Raw genomic sequence first — 20,475 nt, 5'->3', positions numbered from 1 at the left:
GTCTGCTCTGACGCGGCTTTGATGCAGCACCATTCTATTCTGCGCCGATTAGTCTGGCCTGAAGCAGATCGATTTTGCCGCGGCCGTACATTTGCCGTCTAACGAGTTTGAGGCGGATGATCTGCCCCTCGGTCTGCCCGTTAGACCAAGGCAAAGTGATTGCCGCCCGAACTGCCGCTTCATCAATCGTAACGCCACGAGCGAATGAGCAGATGAGACTGGCACGAGCGCGCTCGATCCATGACGATAGCTCGGCGGCGGCTCCGCGCCGGATCATCAAGTGGAATTCGGCTATGATCTCTCGAGCTTCGACAAGGGTGGGAGTGGCCGCGGCTTTAGCGAATGCTCAGACCAAGATATCGGCGGGCTCAAATGGACGCGAACCCACTTTTCATCGGCTTAAACCCGGAAGGGCCTTCCGATGCGCAAGCGTTTGAAACGACGATGCGGTGTACAGCGGAGCTAGAATAGAATGCAATAGCCGGCGAATGGTAGGTAGTAGAATCTGTTTCAATGCAGGCCGAATGACACATTGGAGGGGTTTGCTGTTCCGAGCTCCTCCATCTCGAGCAATCTCGACAACGGTAAAAGCGCCAGAGGCCGAAGCAAAAGAAGTCTAATCCGACTTCGTCACCGGGCAATGCCACGACAGTTTCCGTCGCGTGCGAAAACTTGCTCAACTTGATCGCGATATTTGCCGTGTCAGGCACCGTGCTGCTGGGCTTGCTAGCCGCCAAGCACTTTTAGCTTGGCACCGGGTCCGGCGCACCAGCGCACCCGACCCACCTAACCGAACATAGCGTCTCGCAGCCGGCTTGCCGTTCTGGTAGCGTCGCGCGATTTACGCCAGCAACTCCCGCTGACGCGCGTCACGTTGCGCTTTGAAAGCAGCGACGAAGGCCTCAAGGCCGGCCGAGGTTAAACCGTTCTCAGTGACGAGACCCAGCCGCGTGAGGTTGACCGTCTCGATCAGGCTGTCGCCATGCGTGGAACCTCCGCCGTACAGCTTAATGACAATTCTCTGCTCCTTGCGAGTCAGCTTGTTCCAGAGCGTCAAGTCGGGCATTCCATGCCTCACGCGAATCGCTGCATGACACTGAATGAATTAGCCGATCGCCCAGAGGCGAAATCGTGGCAGCGGTCTCAACGCTGTGAGTAGAGGCTAGTTTTTTGTAGATGCCCTGATGGTACCGAGCTCGCAACGCGGCGATGATGGTCGTGCACGGAGCCGACCCGCGCTAGAAAATGCGAGTTCGCTTGCGAATCTTACATCGCCGACGCTCGATCGCCAACACCTTGCGCGCGAGCCGATTGGCGTAAGCGGGAAGTGGCGCGAATGCGCCGCGATTCTTGAAGATCGCCTGATGCACGCAATCCCAGTGTCTTTGGTTCGTCCAACTCTGGTCTTGACGGCTATGCCGGGCTCAGGCGAGGACAGTACATACTCTACATTCACCCATAATTCATTTGGCAGGCCCGCAATTCTGATCCGGCACGCAAGTGCCCCTCGTTACCGCAAGCACTTCGATTTGAGGCCGGATTTTGCTCGATGCTGTTGAACTGAGCTTTGCAAGAGATCCCGAACTGGCGGAGCTAATCAATGCTGTCAGCCCATCAACGAAGCTGTGCTTTGTAGGCAGGCCCGCAAGCTCATCGATCCCCGCAGCTTCGAATAAACCCTAATATTCCGGGCTGCACTCACTGCGGCACTTCTTCGCGAGCTGGTGTATCAACCGCAAGGTCGATGGCCGCCTCGAATTGCCGCCGAAGGTGGTTCAGGAGCGCCTTGGTCATTCGACCATCGTGATGACGCTGGACATCTACGGTCACCTGTTTCCGCGTCATGATGACAGCGAGGAACTGGCCGCAGCGGAGCGGGTATTGCTTGGTTAATGCCAGGTTTTATCCGGGTTAAGCTATTGAAAAAATTAATACTTCGGGATTTTTGCTATGTCGTCGATCGATGACATCTCGAAATGTCGCCGAACGACGACTTTTTTGGTTGTCAGCGAACGGTGACATACGCTAACGTAAGCGAACGCTGACATTTGGATTGCCCCATGCTCATACGTACACCTGCCGAGCTCGGCGCCGTCATTCGCGACAAACGCAAACGCCTCAAGCTCGACCAGTCGACACTGGCCAAGCGCATCGGCGTCAGCCGTCAATGGGTGATCGAGGTCGAGCACGGACATCCGCGCGCAGAGCTGGCGCTTGTCCTCCGCGCTCTCGACGTCCTCGGCATCCCTGTGGACGCAAACAGTGGAACGCCCACCAGCCGCGGGTCAACCTCCGCGGTTGATATCAACGCCATCGTCACCAAAGCCAAGAAGGGCAAAGCATGACGAGTGAACTTGTCGCGCTCCTGGACGGCAATGAAGTTGGCCTGGTGCGCAGCGATGCCCGCAGCCGGCTGACCTTCGTCTATAACGACGACTGGCGCGGATCAGCGGGAGCTTACCCTCTCTCGCTGTCCATGCCCCTTGCCGCACAGGAACACGGCCCTGCCGCCGTGCAGGCCTTTCTTTGGGGGCTTCTGCCGGACAATGAGCGCGTACTCGATCGTTGGGCAAAGAAGTTCCAGGTCTCAGCTCGCAACGTCTTTGCTCTCATTTCCAATGTCGGCGAGGATTGCGCCGGAGCCGTCCAGTTTGTAACGCCGGATCGGCTGGAAGATCTAAAGACAGGCAAAGACGACAAGATCGAATGGCTGGACGAGCCCGAACTAGCAAACCGGCTTCAGGCGTTGCGTGAGGACCATGCTGCCTGGCGTCTGCCCCGCGACACGGGCCAATTCAGTCTTGCGGGCGCCCAGCCGAAAACGGCTCTTGCCCTGAAGAACAAACGATGGGGCATTCCGTCCGGACGCATTCCGACCACCCACATCCTGAAACCGCCGACAGGCCACTTCGATGGTCACGCCGAGAATGAGCATATTTGCCTGCAACTCGCGCGCGAACTCGGGCTGCCGGCCGCTGAAACCAAGGTGATGTGGTTCGAAAAGGAAATCGCGATCGTGGTTGAACGCTACGATCGGCAAGTCCGTGGGAACGACATCATCCGCGTGCATCAGGAGGACATCTGCCAAGCCATGGGCATCCTCCCGACCAAGAAATACCAGAACGAGGGCGGACCAACGCCCGCCGATGTGATCGAGCTCCTACGCACCTACTCGACAGACCGCGAGGCTGACCTTGAGACGTTCGTCAGCGCTTTGGGCTTCAACTGGCTCATTGGAGGCTCCGACGCTCACGCAAAGAACTATTCCTTGCTTCTGGCTAGCGGCCCGCACGTACGCCTCGCACCGCTCTATGATATAGCCAGCATTCTTCCTTACGATCACGTCGACCAGCGGAAGGTCAAACTCGCTATGAAGGTCGGAGGCGAATACAAGCTCGATCAAATTGGGCTGCGCCAATGGCAGAAGTTCGCGCGCGAAACGCGGGCTGACGCGGATGTGGTCATTGGGACCCTGATCTCCATGGCCGGGCAGATCCCCGACCTCGTGAACGACATCCGCGCGCGCGCGCAAAAGGAGGGGTTGGAGAACGCCGTTATCGAGCGATTGGCAACGGCTTTGACCAAACGAGCCCAGGACTGCGAACGCCTTCTAAAGGGGACCTAGCTTTTGGGGGCTGGCAAATAGACCAGCACCAGCACCAGATGATCGTCGGCGTCGACATCGAGACCGCGATCATCGCGGCCATGATCGGCGCCGGCATTGCCGGCGCCGCTGATCATGATCTTCATGCAGGTGGTCAACCCCTGAGCAGATCCAGCGCGTGGCCGACGCGATCAACGCGGGGAAAACAACAGCCCAATATTGCGGGAGGAAAACTCCGGAGCGCATCCTCGGCTTCAACAAGCTGGTTCTGCTTCGAAAGATCAACCCCGAGTTCGACCAGTTCTACCGATCGAAGCTGTTGCTCCGGCGACCGTGGATTTTGCGTCCGACTCCATCAAAGGAGATCGTCCTCACGCCGGAGAGGATCGAGTTCAACCAGATTGCAAACTTGGTCCCACGCTATCTGCCTCATGACGTCAGAGACGACGTGATACAGATGATTTTTCCTAGCTATCGCGGAGGGCTCGCTTCAGCGCGATCAGGTGCAGGCCCGAGTCCGAGAGTTCATCGGCGCTCACTACCGAGATGCTAGGCAACACAGCGTGGGGAAATACGGCCTGCGGTCGATCGACGCCCCGATCTATGCCGATACCCGGCTGACGCTGGCCGACACTGCAACACGCGTCATTTGGGACGCGGTACCCATCTAAGGGAGTCGGCATCTCGTCGTCCAGTTGATGACTGACTTCTGCAAATGAAAGAGGTCACCTTATCGGTGACCTATGGAAGCTGGTGATCTGTGGTGCCACTTCACGTGAGCTATTTTGAGGAATGAGGGGGTTCAAACCCCAGCCCAGAGCGGGTCTAAATTGCCTGTCAGCGGCGCGTATTTCACGATGGGCGAACCCACCGGGTAGGGGCATTTACCTACCAGTTCGTTGATCCTATCAACGTCTGCGGGTTTACCCGAAGAACACCAGATAGAACCGCAACAGCGCGAGGAATAATTCAGTCAGAGCGATGAACAATTCCCAACTCATTCTGCAGCTCCGTCATTAACCCCCCGCTCTGCGCCTTGAAGACATGGTGCAAAACGCGGGGCTAAAGTCAGAGCCAACTCGACATGGGGACGCCAACTGCGTCGCGCAAGGATGGCTAGAGAATTTCGATCTTCGATGCCGCAATCGTGATAGCTACCTAACTATCTTGTACGCCTTGGCAGGTTTGCGAGACGGCTCTAGCTGCTGAATCGGTTTATCGCGATTCAAGGCGCGCATGATCCTGATCCGCGCGAACATCGTCGGGCCGCCTTGCTCCGCCACCAGGATTAGGGCTTCCATCGCCGCTTGCCATTCCGGCGCGTCGTGCTGTTTCTTCGGCAGCTTCGCGATGTACTTGCCGGCATCACGCACCGTGACCAGCTTGCGGCCGTTCATCTCTATCGGATCGTCAAATGATCGGTCCCAGCCCCGATCAACCACAGATCAAACCTCGGGACGTTCGGTAAGGCCACCTCAGCTAGCGGCCTCTGTCTTCAAGAGCCTGACGTAGATCCCACTCTCGTGCAGCTCGAGCCAGGCGCAGTTCGTCTGGCCAGCGATCGGCGCTCAGGACAATGCAATGACCGCAGCGGTAGTCCGCGCAATAGATCAGGACGCCGCGCACGCCCATCTCGCGCATTTGGCCGAAGGTGATCTTTTGAGGCCGCATGCAGCGATTAAAACGGCGGCGGGTCAGGCTGGCAAATTATCAATCCCTTGGGCGTCTGAACGCCGCACACGTACTGCACATCGCGAATCGAGACTTGATCCGAGGGCGCGGGGAGGCGAGACGGAGCATCGGCGGCTGGGTATATCTGAAGGGGATAGCTTAAGAGTTTGACTAGGTCCCTGATTTGGACTTGGCCATTCTTCGGGAAAGTTCCTCGGCATATCGCTTTGGATCTTGGCCGATAGGCACACTGGCGATCGCGACCTGATGGCCAGCATCGCTCATGATTGCTACCCTCTCAGGCCCAGCAGATCGCTGCGGTCGGATCATCAGCTTATGAGCGTGCTCCCATCGGTCATCCATGACCGCTTGAACGTGCTCCAGCGGCAAATCTACTAGTTCGACTATCTCTTGGAGACTGATTTTCCCCGCCTTATAGGGCGTCACGAGTTGAGCTCGGACGGCAAAGGGGAACAAGACCGCCAGTGCATGGATGATTGCGCGACGATCGATGTCGGCGAGCGTTTCGTCCTCAGGCACCGAGTACTTCGAGCCTGGTTCTATCACTATTTGCTCAATCAGTTTTTCGAGCTTCTCAAAGGTGTGAACACGAAAATGCTCTTCATCCAGAAGGTGGAGAAGTTCCTTGCCTTCCACAAGGCGCCTTTCGCTCGTGTGAAGCTCCTCGGCGGAATAGATGTTGGCGATCTTCTTGGGCGGGATAACCGCCTCGTCGATCAAACGCTCGATTTCGCCCTTCAGGATGCCGATATCCAGCTTGGTGGTCGGGAAGAAAAATATCTCGTCCTGAATGCCCACGCCTCGAAGGTAGTTGACGATGTCGTCAACCTGCACAGGAACTTGCTCCCGCGTCGAAAAATGCATGATGAGCCGAACAATACTCACGCGGTCCCTCACATACGAAAAAGCCCAGGGCGTACCCTGGGCTGAAACCGATCAACGATTCGCCGGAAACGATATTACAACTTGGCCACGAAATTGCGAATATCTGTAACCGCTTTGTTGCTGCGGATGGGACCGGCGGCGGGGGCCAACCCTGCCTCACGCTGACGCGCAATAGAACATACCTGCGCGCTCAACTCCTCGGGGGAAATGATATTATTGTTTCCCCGAAAGAACTTGATGTCGACAAGCTTCTGATGGTCCCGCCTCGAGAAGAGGCAGCCCTTTAATTCCTCTTTCTCTTGCAACAACATGGACTTAGCCCTTTTCCCCGTTTGATGCACCACCGCGTTCGCCAACGGGTAAAACGAACGCGAATCTCCTCCACGAGTGATGTCGCCGTAATGGCTACGACGGTTCACCTTTCCAGGGGGTTAACGGCAAATTAAGTTTTTCCGGCTCCCGCTCTGGTTTCGACCACCCTAGAGGGCCAGCAGCGCACGTCAAGAAAATTTTCCTTGACACCCTGCGAATCTGACCCATGTGATCCGTCCCGGAATCGGCCTTTATTTAGGTCCACTTATCGCGAACACAACCGCGGGCTGTCAATGCGCAAACCGCATAGGTGGTTCCGAATTTCGCGCCCTGTGACGTTTAGGCCTGAGGCTTAAGCGCCGTCGCGCTGCGAGTAAACTGGCAGTTTACACAATCCTAAGTAGCTAACGACTGGGAGGTACTCCTTCCGAACCGACTCAGGCACTATTGGCGATCGCGAGGCCCATCCGTTCTGGGAAGTCCCACTCCTTCCCCGCGCACCGCCACTAGATGGTCCAGCGCTTTAACGTCCGGCGCAATTCCCTTGGCATTGCACCAGCTCAAAAGCTCGTCCGGCCGCACCAGAACCCGCACAGCCAAAAACCCACGCCCTTTTAATCTTTGCTCCCTGAGCTGAGCAAGCTCGTGCCAACGATTCCAGTCCCTCGAAAAGTCTTCTGGGTATCCCAATGTCTCGAGGATCTTGGAATAATCTTCGCGATCAAACCAAGCGAGCGCCGATCGATGCTTCCCGCCTCGGAGCGTGCGGGAGCTTCGCTTTCTGCAAAAGCCCATCCTAGCCGCTCCGCAGCCACGAGGGCGTATCGGCGATGGCCGGCGGCAAATCGTGCCCGCGTTCGTAGACGAGGTCCCAGAGAGTGCGGGCCAGCGATCGTTCACCCAACGATCGTTGCCACCAGCCGATCAGAATCATTTGGCATCGAGACGATCCGCGCGCCCGAGCGACAGTGCCAGCAATTTAGCTAAGACCTTGCGGTGCTGCTTTTCGCCGATTCTCAGCGAGCAGGAAGCCAAGAGGTTGGAGACAACGATTGCAGCGATGAGCCCGAGTGTCCTCGCTTGCGGGAAGGTCTTTATCGCAACCATGACCGTGTGATGGATCAAATAGAGGGTGAACGAATAGTCGGCGAAGAAGTGGATGCGCTCGGAGGCAAGCTTTGAGATGCCACTTGTTCCCTGCGACCAAGACACGAGCCCGACGAAGGCGATCAGTAGCAGAATATACGTTTGAAAGCTGTATTCCTCGCCCGGTCTCGTCAGAGCCATGCATGCGCAAAAACCTACAACGGCGAGCACGATTCCGAGTTCTCTCGAGATTTAAAATCTTGGGATCAGAGAGTAGGTGGCAGCCGCCGCTGCTACACCGTCAGCCTGGTAGGCTCCCCAAAGATAATGGATCGGCGTCTGTCCATAGAAAAGCAGCACCGGAACTAGAACTGCCAGCCTGCCGCGACCCTTGAAAAGAAAGAAGGCGGCACCTGCAACGATGTGCCATTCGATAGCCAGGGTCCACAATTGCGGGGCTGACCCGAATGGTTCGCGCGGTAGGACGTTCGGAAAAATGCCACGGTAGCCCTCGTTCATGAGGACATTGGCCAAGAGGCTGAGCAAACTATCGTTCTGACCAATGGCGGCATCGGCGAGCATAATGAACGCCAGCGAGGGCAGTAGCCCTGAATATATTCGGGCAGAGCGCTCAGCGGCGTATCGGAAGAATCCGTATTCGGGATTGATCGCCTTCCTTTAAAGAGTATGAGCGATCAGAAAGCCAGATAGTACGAAAGATGTGTCGTTCTTGCTCTTGTCAAGAAGCAGCATTAGCGGACTGATACCACTTCGCGGCGAACCGGAGCAACCGGTGGCAGAGGAAAATCGCGAACCGCGGCACTTTTCCCAGGGATAAGCCCGAAGCGCCTGCGCTGCCAACCGAGACCCGTCCGGATCGGCCGGAAGTTCACGGTAGTTCTGCACGGTAAGTCCTAAGAGAAAGCCCGCCATCTGGCGGGCTATTCGACTTCAACCAATTTGCGCATCGGAAGGGGCTCTTCCGGTCTCGGCTGTGGAATGGGTCGCCCGAGTTCGTGAGCGGCCTCGATCCAGCACGCAATTGTGTCCTGCGCGTTCTCCAGAGCCTCCTGAGGTGTCTCGCCATCCGACATGCAGCCCGGCAGATCGGGAATAACTGCGATAAAACCGCCCCCATCAGCGGCAGAAAGCGGCCTAATCATTACAGGGTAATCAGTCGAGATACTCACTTGATCCTCCTGACCGCTTCGAGGAACCTAACTAGGAGGCGAGTATATACAGCCTTGATGGGCCTTTTAAAGGATATCGTTAGAATGTGATTTATGCCGGGATGGGATACCTTGTAGTGGCCTCCGCCCCCGGTGGGCGGCTTGCACGTTACCCCGCCATGCTGCGCGCAAACCGTTTCCACGTCCTTAATCGTCCACGACGCCAAAGAGCAACGGGTAGGGCGGACGAGTCTAATGCTTTGTCGAGGGCGCAGAGACGTCAGTCGCTGCGGCGACCAGGTTGGCTCCGAGACCGGCCGCGCATCACAAAGATCTCAGTTCTTCAACCACTCTCGTTCTCGCGCGCACAGCTCATATGGCGATCTCCGGCACGCCAGCCTCAGTAAGTAACTGATAGAGTTCAGCCACGTTGTTTCGGTCGCCTGCTCAATTTTGCGACGAAATCGCCAATCCTGCGATGGAACGAAGGAAAGCTTTACTCTCAATAAGGCGCCGACATCCTATTTCGGTCTTTAACAGCCGCGCCGTGGGCGTCGATGCCAACTCGAACGCAACCTGAAATTACACCTGACACTCCTCTTCGCCTTGCTGATGCCGTGAACATCGCATTTCCTTTGGGAGGAATGACGGTCGCGGGTTTGCGTCGTGAGCGCGATCGTAATCGATTGGTTATCGAGAAGATTGCCGGCAAGGAATTTACAACGCTGGCTCATATCGAACGGATGCGAGCGCTATGCCGCGAAGAAGCAAAGGAGCCCGACTTCAGCTCAAGGCTGCCCGCCGAAACAAGAGCGGAAAGATCACTCACCAGGCAATCTGGATCATCAGAGACAACGGCCGGGATGTCAGCACAGGCTGCGCTGCAGATGAGATTGCGGCCGCGGAGGAAAAGCTAAGAGACTACATAAGCTCCAAACACAGCCCGAAGCGACGAATTCGCCACATAGACGATATCGCTATCGCGGATGTCCTCTCGATTTATTTGGACGCGCAGTTGGACAAGCTTCGCGGCCGTTTCAATGTCGATAGCGAGAGCGAAGATACCATCCCCGATATCCGCAAGTTCAAGAAGCGGATCGAACGGTTGAACGAGTGGTGGGGAGCAAAAATGTTGGGCGAGGTAAATGGCGAGGCATGTCGCTCGTACGCCAAGAAGCGCGGCAAGAGAGGAGGCGCGCGCCGAGACCTTGAAGACCTCCGCGCTGCCATTGGTCACCATGCAGCCGAAGGATATCATCGGGAAATTGTGAAGGTGTCGCTGCCGGAGAAGGGCCAACCGCGAGACAAGTGGCTGACGCGCAGCGATGCGGCCAAATTGGTTTGGACCTGCTGGCGCTATCGCGAAATGCAGAAGGGCTCGCGTCGATCGACGGATGATGTAAAGATCCCCACAAGTAAGCGTCCGCTGCGCCACCTTGCTCGGTTCATTTTGATCGGGATCTACAGCGGGTCCCGTGCGGGAGCTATCGCTGCGGCATCTCCCATTCCGGCGATCGGCCGCTCGTATGTCGATTTGGAGCGCGGCCGCTATTACCGTCTCAAGCAGGGCAGCGCTCAAACCAACAAGCGGCAGCCGACAGTGCCGATTCCTTTCCGCTTGCTTGCTCACCTACGACGTTGGCATCGGATCGACCCGGAGGCGAAACATTTCGTCGAATACAGCGGGAAGGCTGTTACCTCGGTCAAAACGGCGTTCAAGAGTGCTGTAAGGCTTGCGGGGCTCGCTCCGGGAGTCTCCCCCCATACCCTGCGGCACACCGCAGCGACTTGGCTCATGCAGAGAGGCGCAGATCCTTGGCAGGCTGCAGGCTATCTTGGAATGTCGCTCGAGGTGCTGCTCAACACCTATGGCCATCACCATCCCGACTATTTGTCTGATGCGATCGACAAAATCGCGAAGCGCGATTCATATACGGCCTCCGAAAGAACGATTCGGCTAAATCGCGGGTCGTGAATGTCGCCGAGTCGTCACCCGCCCACTCGAGCTTCCACCTGGCAAGCGCGGCGTCGGCCACCGTGCGGCAATATCCGTCCGGGGTCATGAACTGGTGCTGCTCTCCGGCGGAGGAAATCCCGCCGATGCGCGCAGTGCCCTCCATGAAGACCTGAAGATCCTGGACTTCGTGCTCGCCGAATGTATTCAGCCGACTGCGATTGAACGCGAACTCATACGCCCGCTCGAACGAGGCCGTGATGTCCGCAAACAACAATAGCTCCAGCTTCGAGGGCGACTCGTGGACGTACTCGCCCTTGTCTCGGGCCGGGAATCCGATGAAGGCCTCCGCCTTCGCCATCCGGAACTGATCAGGACGTGGTCGGCCTCGAACAGGAAGATGGTCCGCAACTCATCGAGCATTTGGTCATTGGTGGGAGGTGAGGGATGCGCAAAGCAAAATATGCATAAATGTTTGCATATATGCGTTTAATTGCTTCGCCGAATCTACGTATGTCGAGAAAGCAAAATGATTTCAACAGCTAGGCAGTAGTATCGCTGGCCGACACCCGTCGAACCTTTGGGAGCCTAGAGCCGCTGAAGCCAGCGGCGGTGGGATCCCTGCTGCGACTTTCGGAGACTCGACAACGCCGGGACTGGAAAGCTATATCAGGAACATAGTAAGAACTATTCCCCTGGTTGCACCCTATTGAACCCACCCTCAACCACAATATTCTGCCGCATATCATGAGTTTAGGGGCCGACTTGATGAGTCCTTCGGGATGAAGCCGGTCCAAGGAGCAGCGCCCATTGTCCTTGTTCCGCCATTTGCATGACGACGCGTTTCTGGCCTTTTCGCGCGATCACAAACACCTGTACGCAGCGTGTCTGCTCGACCTCCATGAGCGCTTCTTTTCGGGCGCGCCGGCGTTTCCGACGCCCCAACAGGTCGTCCACGCCGTCTACGACGTCATGCGAACGAATCCTGCGTTGTGGAACGAGGGCGATGATTTCGGCGCGCTGCCGGAAATGATCTCGGCGGGCCGCCGCCGCATCCGGAAGGCGGATGTCGCGCTCGCCTCCGAGAAGGGCGACAAAGCACTCGGCCTGGCACGGCAGCTCTACGCGCGGTTACTCGCCTGGGGATGGCTCGAGGAGGAGGAATACGGTCTGAGGGTCACCGTCGACATGGCGATGGGACCACTCCTCGTCATCCAGCGGTTGGCTAGTCTCAACAAGGATCTCTCGCAGCGGTTCGGCGGACTGATCGTGCAGATCCGTCTCAATCTCGAGGCAGTCGAAAAACTCACGCCCGAGATCACCGACCGTAAGCAGCGCGAAGCCGCACTAGCTGTCCGCGAGGCGCGCAACCAGGCCGACCAGTTCACCAAGAGCTTGCGGGCAATTCTCGCCGACCTGAAGCGCATCCGCCGGACGGTCATGGAGTCGAAGACCGTGGGCACTCGCCTGGAGGCCTTCTTCGAAGAGTTCGTCGACCAGCTCTTGTTGAAGGATTTCGAGTCCATCCTGACCGTCAACCATCCGTACCGGTTCCGCGACGCCATCGTCGACCTCGCCCGACGGGTCTCCTATACCCCCGAGACCATGCAGGTGCTCGCCGAGGAATACGTGGCAGCCAGTATGGCGTCCGATGTCGAGGACGGGCGAATGGCCGCTGCGGACGATCTGTTGGCGATCGAAAACATCTTCGAGCAGATCGGCGAGATGTTCGATCGGATCGAGACCTTCCGCAGGCAGCTCGAGGCCCGGGTCCGCAACACGATCAAATACGCCGAACGCGGAGCCCAGGGGCTCGTCGGACGGGCCGGCGACTTGGTACGTCGCTTGGACGCGCTGCTGCGCGACGGCCGGCACGACAAGGCGACCGTCGAGTGGAGCATCGAGCCGCTGCGGTCACCCTGGTCGGAGCATCATCAGGCGCCGACCAGGCTGCCGCGCCGCCCCGTCGAGGCGAGGGCGCTCGCCGGACCGCCATCGGATCCGCTGTACGAGCTGCGCAAGAAACTCCGTCTCGAATACATCGCGCGCATCGCGCCGAACCCCGAGGACGTAAGACGCTTTCTCGAAGGGCAGGTACCTCCCTTCGCGACCAAAGAAGCCCGCTTCATGGAGATCGACACCGTGGACGACTTTCTCGCATTCGATTGCGCCCGTCGTTATGCGCTGACTGGCGAAGTGCCGGTGCAGATCGCCGCCGGATTCGAACTCGAGCCGTGTCCAGACACGCCGCCGCACGACAGCGACTGGCTTCGGTGCGCCAACTTCCTGGTCCGGCGTTCGGGCCCGCTCCGGAAGGGCAGGACGGTCCATGCTTAGCGAATTCGAGAACATCGAGAATTCCGCCGGCGCCGAGAAGGCGGCCGATCTCCGGAAGGCGCTGCACTTCCTGTTGCGCCGACAATTCGTGTTCGCGGGAGACCCAAGGACCGGTAGCGTCTTCAACACGATCATGGACGGCCGCTTCCGCGATGTGATCGACGGCTTCTTCGACAGTTGCGGCTATCGGGTGCATCGCGATCCGGAGGCGCAGTGGGCAGGCATCGTCGCCATGGACGAGGACGTGCCATTGCCCCGGATGAAGCTCGACGAAACCATCGTGGTGCTGGTGCTGGCGGCATATTGGCAACAGGAGGTCAACATCGGCGCGGTCGAAGATCGCGCGGTCGTGGTGACGACCTTGAACGACCTCTTCGACCGTTATCGGGAGATGGCCCAGCACAGTGGCGGAGGGGCGATCTCCGCAGCCCGTTTCCGCGACATCCTGCGCGAGGTCGCCCAGCGCAACCTGGTCGAGATCGGCGACTTCGATGACGAGCAGCAGGATTGGGAGGTCAGAATTCGCCCGATGATCAAGCTAATCAGCGGCGGTGACGCCCTTCAGCGCCTGGAGCGTTACGTCCGCAGCGAGGAGGCTCGTTTCCCGCAAAGGACGGGAGGAGAGACATGATGGAGCTCCGCCATCTCACGATGGTGAACTGGCATCTGTTCGATGTTGCCGACATCGAAGTGGCCGGTCACGTCGGCGTGCTCGGCGAAAACCGCTCCGGCAAATCGACGATCCTGGACATGGCGCAGGTCGTTCTCACGGGCGGCAGCCGCCGCTTCCTGCGCCTGAACGCGGTCGCCGGCGACAGCGGAAAATCTCGCAGCGCCTCGAAACGCAGCGTCGTCGACTACTGTCTTGGAACTCTCGGCGAAGACCAGCGGCGGCGCGACGAGGCGCGCACCTACATCGCGCTCGGCTTCGAAGACGCGGACGGAGAGCGGCCGTCGGTCACCATCGGAATGGCACTGGAGGCCCGAAAGTCAGACACCAGGGAGACCGTGCTTGCACTGTTCGTCGCGGTTGGAGCGATCCTGACCTCCAAGGACTTCATCGAACAGAAAGGAGAGTCGCAGTACCCCGCGCAGTGGGACGACGTGCGCGCCAGGATCGTCGCCGCGGTCGGCGAGGCGAATTTCGTCAATCACCGCGACCGGGCGGGCGACTACGTCCGCGAGTACATGCGGCATCTCCTGCCGCACTCGCCGTGGGGCGAGCAGAACGCGAGCGCGCTGCAAAAGTCGATCGTCAACGCCATGACACTCGACCACAATCAGACCGCCACTCAGTTCGTGCGGAACTACATCCTCGAGGACAGTCCGATCGGGATCAAGGAGCTGCGCGAGTCGATCCAGACCTACCGCAACATCAGCGATACCATCCGGAAGATGCGCCTGAAGCTGGAGGCACTCAAGCAATTGAGGGAAATCCTGGCCAACCTGGAGGCGACATTCGAAGCCATTTTCCGCGAACAGTGGATCGCCAAGCGCGCGGAATGGCTCGCTGCGCGAGCCGCCAACCGCGAATTCAGGAACAAGCTGCGACTGGCTACGGCCCAGCGCGACGCAGCCACTGGCGAACTCAAGTTCCTGGACGACGACATCAAGGCGATCGACGACGAGATCGAACGACTGACCGAGGCCATCGCCCAGCACGACGCCAAGACCGGCAGGAAGTCGCTGCAGCAGAGCGCCTCGGTAGCCGAGCAGGCAGCGCAGCGCGCGACGTCCGATTTCAAGGCTCGGCTCGAGACCATCCGGCGGCTGCAGCCGCTGCGCGCGATGGCGGGCCACGGATTTGACGATCTCATTCCCGTCGTCGAGAGTCTCCTTGCCGTCGCAGGGACGAGCTCCGTCACCTCAGTTTCCGGGGAGCTCTCTGCCGCGGAAGCTGCCGTGACGGGCTTGGGCGCGCAGCGGCTCGCGAAAGTGGACGAGGGGCGTCAGACGATCATCGCACAGGTGTCGAAGCTGCGCAGCGAGCGGAACGAGCTCCTCGAGCGGATCCGGCAGCATGCATCCGGAGGACCCGGAGCGCACCTGGAGGATGATACGAAACTCCTCTGCCAACGGCTTCGGCAGAAAGGAATGGCGCCGCGCGTGCTTTGCGAATTGATCGAAGTCGCCGAGCCCGAATGGGCAGGAGCCGCGGAGGCCCTACTTGGCCGCGACCGCGATGCGGTGTTCGTCGACCGGACGCAGATCGGAGTGGCCACGGGAATCTTCAAGGAAGGACGCCGCGAATTCCGCCGTACCTCCCTTGTGAGTCTCAACAAGCTTGAACAGTTCAGGGCCAAGCCGGAGCGAGGAACGTTCCCCTCGATCTTCCGGACGCAGGATCCGGACGCGCTTTCGTTCATCATGCGCCGGTACGGCTCGGTGCGGCTTGCCGACACGCTCGACCAGTTCAATAGGCCCGGCCGCGCCATCATGAAGGACGGCCTCTACGACGACGGTCTCGTCCGGACGCATCGGTCGATCGACCCGTCGCAGCACAAGATCGGCAAGGCGGCGCAGGCGAGCGCGCTGCGCGCCCTGCAGGAGCGAGCCGAAGATCTGGCGGACTCGTTGGCGCAGGTAGAAAGGGAAGCTCAAATCGCCGACAGCGCCTTCATGGCGCTGAAGACGCTCTGTGATGACCCTTCCAACGACCTGAAGGCCGCAGCCACGGCGTTTGCCGCAGCGCAGGTCGATGCAACGGATGCGCAGGCGAGGCTCGCGGCCCTCGACGGCGCCGGCGACGGCGGCCTTCGGGACAAAAAGCTGGCCCAGCAACAACTCAAGCAGAGAAGGCTTACGGAGCGCAAAACCCAGCAGGATGCCTTCAACAAGCACGACGGCGAGGTGAGAACGGCGCGAAGCAGATTGAACGATGGCGAAAACGTGCCTGGCTCTCAGCTCAACCTGAAGATCGCTTGGTCGCTCTTCGCCAAGAACCTCTCGCTCTACTCGGTGGCGAAAGGCCGCCCCGTGCACCGGGCGCGCCTCGACGCCCGGCCGCACAAGAACGACGTCGAACGCCATCGCGTCATTGCGGAGAAGTCCGCCAAGGATGTCGAGGCGGCGAACAACAAGCGCAGGGAGATCGAGCGGGAGGTGCGCGAGGCGCTGGAGGTGTATTTCGGGGAGTTCGGCGTCAGCTCCCAGGTCGGCATCGAGAGCGAGCCTCTCCAGGAGGTCAAGCCCTGGATGACGCAGTTGATCGACGACATCGAGTCGAACGAGTTGCGCCAGTACGAGAGGCAGGCGCGTGAAGCGGCCGAGAAGGCAGCCACGCTTCTGCGCGGGGAGTTCATCAACGCGCTGACTTCGCGGATCGGCAAGATGGAGCGGGATCTGCAGTCGCTGACCCGCAGTCTTCATGCCCATCCCTTCCACAACGAGCGCTATTCGTTCCACCGGACCCAGGTGGTGGAATTCCAACCGATCCTGAAGATCATCGAGATCGGCAAGACGTCTCCGGAGGCGTTGGACATGCTGTTCCGCGGCGACGTCCCCGACGACTTTCCGCACAAGGACACGATCCTGGCGCTCGAGGCGTTGCTCGAGGATCCGGACAAGGATTTCACCCAATTTGAGGACTACCGAAACTTCTATACCTTCGAAATCCATATGGAGGACGTCGCGACCGGGCGGTCGAGCCGCTGGGAGCAGCGGCGCGGCACCGGATCAGGCGCCGAACAGCAGGTGCCGATCTACGTGGCCATCGGCGCCTCGCTTGCGGCCGTCTACGGCAGCGCGGAGCGGCGTGCCGGAAAGCCTTCGGGTTTCGCGCTTGCCATGTTCGACGAGGCCTTCTCTAAGATGGACGGCAAGAACCAGCGGCAGATGATGAGCTTCTACAAGAATTTGGGGCTGCAGTTCGTGATCGCGGCGCCATTCGAGAAGCGGGTCGCGGTGCTGGAGCACATGGACACGATCGTGGAAGTGGATCGCATTGGCGAGCAGTCGAGGGCGACCGTGGTCGCGCTAAAGGAAAAGGCCAAGCGCGAACTGATGGCGATCGATCCGGATCTGATGTCCGAAGATGAGCTCGCCACGCGCCTTGCCGCCGAGTAGCCATGGCGCGGCGCTTCACTGACGCAAACGAGCTACTGAACGACCTCCTGGACCGATACGAAGGCGGGGCCGCGAGCCCCATAGCGCATCCGGACTACGACGCGTTTTCTTCTGTGGTAGCTGCCGATACATTCCTAAAGCAAATCGCGCGCGCCGAAGAGGCCGGCGCAGTCAGTCTCGGAATGGGGAAGGGTGCCAGACGAGACCAGATCGCGCACGTCAGGCTGCGCGCGGCCAATGCGCTGTATGGCCATTTAGGTCGCGTTCCGGCCGGACAGCTCGCGCAAGATGCCGGTATGCGACTCGTCGCCGGCCTCGCCTTGGACGGGCGCCTGGTCGAGGCAATCCCGTCGATCACAGATGCTTGGGGAAGAGGGAAGAGCTGGCATGGATTCGGGGCGTCGGATGTCAACAAGCTGCGTGATGCCTTCGCTCTCGCTCAGGCGATCCTGGACAACAAGCATCTGGACGTCGATTATAAAACATTTTCACGAAGGACGGTGGGTTACAGCAAGACGCTCGAGCACATAGAAGGCGTCGTCGTGCGGCTTCTCAACGGAATTCTCGAATTTCCGCCCGGCGCCCGCCCGCGAGAGGCGCTGCGAACCATCGGGTTGGAGCGTTTCGCTCCGCCGCTCCTGATCGCGGGGCGGATTGATCTAGATGGGGCCGATCTGTCCCGCGCCTCACCCCACTATCTCGGAATTACGCCCAAGGAGGCAGATCGCATCCGCTTTCGCGAGCCTCCGACTTACGTCCTGACGATAGAGAACTTCGCAAGCTTCAACAGGCACATTGCCGAGGCGGACCCTGGTCGACTTGGCGCGACAATGTACGTGGGTGGCTATCCTTCGCTCGCCACCCAACAGGCGCTGCGAACGATCGCGGGCATGGTGTCCGAATGCACGCCGCTCTTCCATTGGTCGGACATCGATCCGGACGGCACCTGGATCTTCCATACGATCGAGCGTGCCGTCGGTCGCCCGGTTCGACCTCATTTGATGAGCGTCGAAATAGCTGAAAGATTCGGCGCGGTGTCGTCGAAAAAGTCCGCCCCGGCGAGATGTCCGCCGGAGTCCGGGATTGCAGCTCTGGCGGCGTACCTGGCAAAGGAAGATGCCAAGACGCTGGAGCAGGAGGAACTCGATCCCATCCTGCCTCTGCCTTTTTCCAACGAATAGAGGATGTTGAGACTGTACGGACTTCGACCATCTTCCGATGCGGAGCGGCGTTGTCACTCGCTTTCTATTGGGCTCTCCTTCGGCAAGCTTCAGCTCTAGCGAATCAGCAGGAGTTCCAAACTTGAGCCGTGGTCCTCGACACCCTTCCATAATCAGCAGAAGCAGCAGCAGAGGCAGCGGATCATTGTGATCACAGTCGCAGGCTTCGATAAAACCAAGCTTGTGAATGTGCTGACCGAAAAAGGCCTGCCATCGGCAAAGACGCCGGCGCAGCCCAACAGGCCGATGGTCATAGCCATCTTGTTAGCCATGGTCTTCCTGGCGACCATGGTTTACGAGCCGCTCGGAGTGCTTCTCGTTGAACTCTTTCCGGTCCGCATTCGATACAGCGGCGTTTCCGTAGCCCTGGAATTCGGAAACGGCTGGATCGGCGGATTCGCTCCGTTCGTCGCGACGGCGGTCGTCATTGCGACCGGTAACATCTTCGGTGGGCGCTGGTACACGGTGGTGTTTGCCGGCCTGACGGCGATCGTCGGTGCGCTGTTGTTGCCGGAAATTCGTGGCCGCGACATCAACGTCTGATCGGGTGCGATCTGCGACACGTGGCGTCAATGTTTGGCGCCCCGGTGTCGTCGTACCTGTGGGCACGCGGGTGTTGCCGCGTAGCCGATGGCTTCGTGATGGTCGGGGATGGCTTAGTTGGATGCTACCAGCACGGTGACAAGCAGTAACAGCCTAACGAAGCGTTAGGCCAGTAGCTTAGGCAGGTTCTCAGCTCTCGCGGAGTGGAAGCCGTCCAATTGTGCAGCGGCTTGCTTGCTGTCGTACCTTAATTATGAGCCGCTGCCCGATCGGGCGCCGATGCTTCCGACTAGGAAGCCTCGGCGAGGCTACCATCAACTGCTTATTCGGCGGACCGCCGACACGAAAGTTTCAACCTCCTGGAATGTATTGTAGTAATGCGGCGACGCGCGAACGACATCGGGAAGGTCTCTACGCGTTGCGTCCAACGGGGTGCTTGTTGGTGGCGAGACTGACACATTGATTCTCCCTGCTGCCAACTGACGCATGACCTCGCGTGCACCCACGTTGCGAATTGTGAAGGAGACGATTGAAGCGGGATGCTCTCCCAGATCATGAATCGACACTTCAGCGATTGCAGCGAGCAGTTCGCGCAGTCCCTTCGCAAGCAGACGGCAACGTCGTTCGATTCTCTCGATGCCGATCGAAAGCGCGTAATCGACAGCTATCCCAAGTCCAAGCCGCGCTGCATAGTTTGCTTCCCACGTCTCGAATCGTCGCGCGTCGGATCTAAGTTCGTAGCGCTCAGGTCCAACCCACGGTGCTCCGAACAGGTCGATCATGGCAGGTTCGACACCCTTCAGGAAATCGTCACGTATATACAGGAACCCTGTCCCGCGCGGACCGCGCAAGAACTTCCGGCCTGTTGCGGTAAGCATATCGCAACCAAGTGCACAGACATCGATCGGCATCTGCCCAACCGCCTGACACGCATCTAGCAAGTAGGGGATACCATGTCGGCGCGCGATCCGTCCCACGGCCTCAGCCGGATTCACGAGGCCGCCATTGGTCGGCACCCACGTGATCGCGATCAGTCGTACGTGAGCATCAATCATACGCTCGAGCGCTTGCGGGTCGAGAACACGATTGGCGTCGTCGGGTATGACCTCAACCCGTGCACCGGTACGACGCGCTACCTGCAACAACGCAACGTAGTTGGCCGCAAATTCGGCTGAGGTCGTGAGAATTCGGTCTTCTGGGCCAAAGGAAAGGGAATAAAAGGCGCGCTGCCATGCCAGAGTGGCGTTCTCGGCTAGCGCGATCTCCTCCCGTCTGGAGCCGACGAGCCGGGCGATGCTGTCGTATACGCCGTCGAGGCGAGCGGTGTTCTCAGCGCTTGCCTCATAGCCGCCAATCTCCGCTTCGCGCTGCAGGTATTCGATCATGCCGCCGACAACCTGCTTCGGCATCAATGCCGCGCCCGCATTATTAAAATGGAGTCGATTTGCGACGCCTGGTGTATCTTCTCGCAAACGAGCCACGTCGGAATCGGAAAGATCCGCGAATTCCGAATAGCCTGTCGGCTGTGAAAAAGACGGCTGCACCGGAAATCACCTTTCCTCAACTTAAGGCCCTGCTTATCGGCCAAGTTCAGTGCACGACTCTTCG

Annotated in this window: 18 protein-coding genes and 2 pseudogenes; 10 read left to right on the top strand and 10 right to left on the bottom strand. The window is 59.1% G+C overall.

Going from position 1 to position 20,475, the window contains the following annotated elements:
• Positions 1 to 34 precede the first annotated feature (34 nt).
• Both BLV07_RS32295 and BLV07_RS32290 read right to left on the bottom strand, forming a co-directional pair.
• Positions 35 to 316, bottom strand: a pseudogene (locus BLV07_RS32295) (ISL3 family transposase); the annotation flags it as partial.
• 525 nt (positions 317 to 841) lie between these two features.
• Positions 842 to 1,066 (bottom strand): hypothetical protein, encoded by a 225-nt coding sequence (locus tag BLV07_RS32290; RefSeq protein ID WP_091894025.1) that lies wholly within the window; start codon positions 1,064 to 1,066, stop codon positions 842 to 844.
• A gap of 617 nt (positions 1,067 to 1,683) precedes the next feature.
• On the opposite strand from BLV07_RS32290, the pseudogene BLV07_RS32285 reads away from it, so the two are divergent.
• The 3 genes and pseudogenes from BLV07_RS32285 to BLV07_RS32275 form a co-directional block, all read left to right on the top strand.
• Positions 1,684 to 1,893, top strand: a pseudogene (locus BLV07_RS32285) (tyrosine-type recombinase/integrase); the annotation flags it as partial.
• 167 nt (positions 1,894 to 2,060) lie between these two features.
• Positions 2,061 to 2,345: a helix-turn-helix domain-containing protein gene (locus BLV07_RS32280; protein ID WP_091894021.1), complete on the top strand. Its 285-nt coding sequence runs from the start codon at positions 2,061 to 2,063 to the stop codon at positions 2,343 to 2,345.
• Positions 2,342 to 3,625, top strand: coding sequence for a type II toxin-antitoxin system HipA family toxin (locus BLV07_RS32275; protein WP_091894019.1), 1,284 nt, complete (start codon positions 2,342 to 2,344; stop codon positions 3,623 to 3,625). Before BLV07_RS32280 ends, BLV07_RS32275 begins: the two co-directional genes overlap by 4 nt.
• Here BLV07_RS32275 and BLV07_RS49800 read toward each other — a convergent pair.
• The 7 genes from BLV07_RS49800 to BLV07_RS32240 all read right to left on the bottom strand — a co-directional run bounded on the left by BLV07_RS49800 (position 3,622) and on the right by BLV07_RS32240 (position 8,769).
• Positions 3,622 to 3,750 carry a hypothetical protein gene (locus BLV07_RS49800; protein ID WP_283806548.1) on the bottom strand — a complete coding sequence of 43 codons (129 nt, stop codon included), beginning with the start codon at positions 3,748 to 3,750 and terminating at the stop codon, positions 3,622 to 3,624. The genes BLV07_RS32275 and BLV07_RS49800 overlap by 4 nt on opposite strands.
• Before the next feature lie 1,008 nt (positions 3,751 to 4,758).
• The gene (locus BLV07_RS32270; protein WP_091894017.1) at positions 4,759 to 5,001 is read right to left on the bottom strand and encodes a hypothetical protein; all 243 of its coding nucleotides are present in this window, start codon (positions 4,999 to 5,001) and stop codon (positions 4,759 to 4,761) included.
• A 445-nt stretch (positions 5,002 to 5,446) separates the two neighbouring features.
• The gene (locus BLV07_RS32260) at positions 5,447 to 6,181 is read right to left on the bottom strand and encodes a hypothetical protein (protein ID WP_091894013.1); all 735 of its coding nucleotides are present in this window, start codon (positions 6,179 to 6,181) and stop codon (positions 5,447 to 5,449) included.
• 74 nt (positions 6,182 to 6,255) lie between these two features.
• Positions 6,256 to 6,492: a hypothetical protein gene (locus tag BLV07_RS32255; RefSeq protein ID WP_210187827.1), complete on the bottom strand. Its 237-nt coding sequence runs from the start codon at positions 6,490 to 6,492 to the stop codon at positions 6,256 to 6,258.
• A gap of 931 nt (positions 6,493 to 7,423) precedes the next feature.
• Positions 7,424 to 7,780, bottom strand: coding sequence for a hypothetical protein (locus BLV07_RS32250; protein WP_091894009.1), 357 nt, complete (start codon positions 7,778 to 7,780; stop codon positions 7,424 to 7,426).
• Between the two features lie 51 nt (positions 7,781 to 7,831).
• Positions 7,832 to 8,161: a hypothetical protein gene (locus BLV07_RS32245; protein WP_091894007.1), complete on the bottom strand. Its 330-nt coding sequence runs from the start codon at positions 8,159 to 8,161 to the stop codon at positions 7,832 to 7,834.
• 359 nt (positions 8,162 to 8,520) lie between these two features.
• Complete coding sequence (locus BLV07_RS32240) at positions 8,521 to 8,769, bottom strand: type II toxin-antitoxin system HicB family antitoxin (protein WP_244551269.1); 249 nt, start codon at positions 8,767 to 8,769, stop codon at positions 8,521 to 8,523.
• 733 nt (positions 8,770 to 9,502) lie between these two features.
• Between BLV07_RS32240 and BLV07_RS32225 the strand changes: the two genes are divergently transcribed.
• From BLV07_RS32225 to BLV07_RS32200, 7 genes are all read left to right on the top strand, one after another.
• Positions 9,503 to 10,723, top strand: a complete 1,221-nt coding sequence (locus BLV07_RS32225) for a tyrosine-type recombinase/integrase (protein ID WP_176945898.1) — start codon at positions 9,503 to 9,505, stop codon at positions 10,721 to 10,723.
• A 94-nt stretch (positions 10,724 to 10,817) separates the two neighbouring features.
• The gene (locus tag BLV07_RS47865) at positions 10,818 to 10,982 is read left to right on the top strand and encodes a hypothetical protein (protein ID WP_176945897.1); all 165 of its coding nucleotides are present in this window, start codon (positions 10,818 to 10,820) and stop codon (positions 10,980 to 10,982) included.
• Positions 10,983 to 11,512: 530 nt separating this feature from the next.
• The gene (locus BLV07_RS32220; RefSeq protein ID WP_091893999.1) at positions 11,513 to 13,039 is read left to right on the top strand and encodes a Wadjet anti-phage system protein JetA family protein; all 1,527 of its coding nucleotides are present in this window, start codon (positions 11,513 to 11,515) and stop codon (positions 13,037 to 13,039) included.
• The gene (locus tag BLV07_RS32215; protein ID WP_091893997.1) at positions 13,032 to 13,670 is read left to right on the top strand and encodes a DUF4194 domain-containing protein; all 639 of its coding nucleotides are present in this window, start codon (positions 13,032 to 13,034) and stop codon (positions 13,668 to 13,670) included. The genes BLV07_RS32220 and BLV07_RS32215 overlap by 8 nt, the downstream gene beginning before the upstream one ends.
• Positions 13,667 to 17,104 carry an SbcC/MukB-like Walker B domain-containing protein gene (locus BLV07_RS32210; RefSeq protein ID WP_091893996.1) on the top strand — a complete coding sequence of 1,146 codons (3,438 nt, stop codon included), beginning with the start codon at positions 13,667 to 13,669 and terminating at the stop codon, positions 17,102 to 17,104. The genes BLV07_RS32215 and BLV07_RS32210 overlap by 4 nt, the downstream gene beginning before the upstream one ends.
• Before the next feature lie 2 nt (positions 17,105 to 17,106).
• Positions 17,107 to 18,285, top strand: a complete 1,179-nt coding sequence (locus BLV07_RS32205; RefSeq protein WP_091893995.1) for a Wadjet anti-phage system protein JetD domain-containing protein — start codon at positions 17,107 to 17,109, stop codon at positions 18,283 to 18,285.
• Between the two features lie 186 nt (positions 18,286 to 18,471).
• Positions 18,472 to 18,867 (top strand): MFS transporter, encoded by a 396-nt coding sequence (locus BLV07_RS32200; protein ID WP_244551268.1) that lies wholly within the window; start codon positions 18,472 to 18,474, stop codon positions 18,865 to 18,867.
• 314 nt (positions 18,868 to 19,181) lie between these two features.
• Here BLV07_RS32200 and BLV07_RS32195 read toward each other — a convergent pair whose 3' ends face one another.
• Positions 19,182 to 20,411, bottom strand: coding sequence for an aminotransferase class V-fold PLP-dependent enzyme (locus BLV07_RS32195; protein WP_244551267.1), 1,230 nt, complete (start codon positions 20,409 to 20,411; stop codon positions 19,182 to 19,184).
• Positions 20,412 to 20,475: the final 64 nt, after the last annotated feature.

The organism is Bradyrhizobium sp. Rc2d (assembly GCF_900099855.1).
Lineage (GTDB): Bacteria > Pseudomonadota > Alphaproteobacteria > Rhizobiales > Xanthobacteraceae > Bradyrhizobium.
The sequence above is the reverse complement of the archived record's forward strand: the minus strand, read 5'-3'. Positions and strand labels throughout refer to the sequence as shown.

Bases quoted from the DNA above. Each gene is read 5' to 3' on its own strand.
- BLV07_RS49800 (WP_283806548.1), bottom strand. From the start codon at position 3,750: ATGAAGATCATGATCAGCGGCGCCGGCAATGCCGGCGCCGATCATGGC.
- BLV07_RS32255 (WP_210187827.1), bottom strand. From the start codon at position 6,492: ATGTTGTTGCAAGAGAAAGAGGAATTAAAGGGCTGCCTCTTCTCGAGG.
- BLV07_RS32245 (WP_091894007.1), bottom strand. From the start codon at position 8,161: ATGCTCGCCGATGCCGCCATTGGTCAGAACGATAGTTTGCTCAGCCTC.
- BLV07_RS32280 (WP_091894021.1), top strand. From the start codon at position 2,061: ATGCTCATACGTACACCTGCCGAGCTCGGCGCCGTCATTCGCGACAAA.
- BLV07_RS32290 (WP_091894025.1), bottom strand. From the start codon at position 1,066: ATGCCCGACTTGACGCTCTGGAACAAGCTGACTCGCAAGGAGCAGAGA.
- BLV07_RS32270 (WP_091894017.1), bottom strand. From the start codon at position 5,001: ATGAACGGCCGCAAGCTGGTCACGGTGCGTGATGCCGGCAAGTACATC.
- BLV07_RS32250 (WP_091894009.1), bottom strand. From the start codon at position 7,780: ATGGCTCTGACGAGACCGGGCGAGGAATACAGCTTTCAAACGTATATT.
- BLV07_RS32275 (WP_091894019.1), top strand. From the start codon at position 2,342: ATGACGAGTGAACTTGTCGCGCTCCTGGACGGCAATGAAGTTGGCCTG.
- BLV07_RS32225 (WP_176945898.1), top strand. From the start codon at position 9,503: ATGCCGCGAAGAAGCAAAGGAGCCCGACTTCAGCTCAAGGCTGCCCGC.
- BLV07_RS32215 (WP_091893997.1), top strand. From the start codon at position 13,032: ATGCTTAGCGAATTCGAGAACATCGAGAATTCCGCCGGCGCCGAGAAG.
- BLV07_RS32205 (WP_091893995.1), top strand. From the start codon at position 17,107: ATGGCGCGGCGCTTCACTGACGCAAACGAGCTACTGAACGACCTCCTG.
- BLV07_RS32210 (WP_091893996.1), top strand. From the start codon at position 13,667: ATGATGGAGCTCCGCCATCTCACGATGGTGAACTGGCATCTGTTCGAT.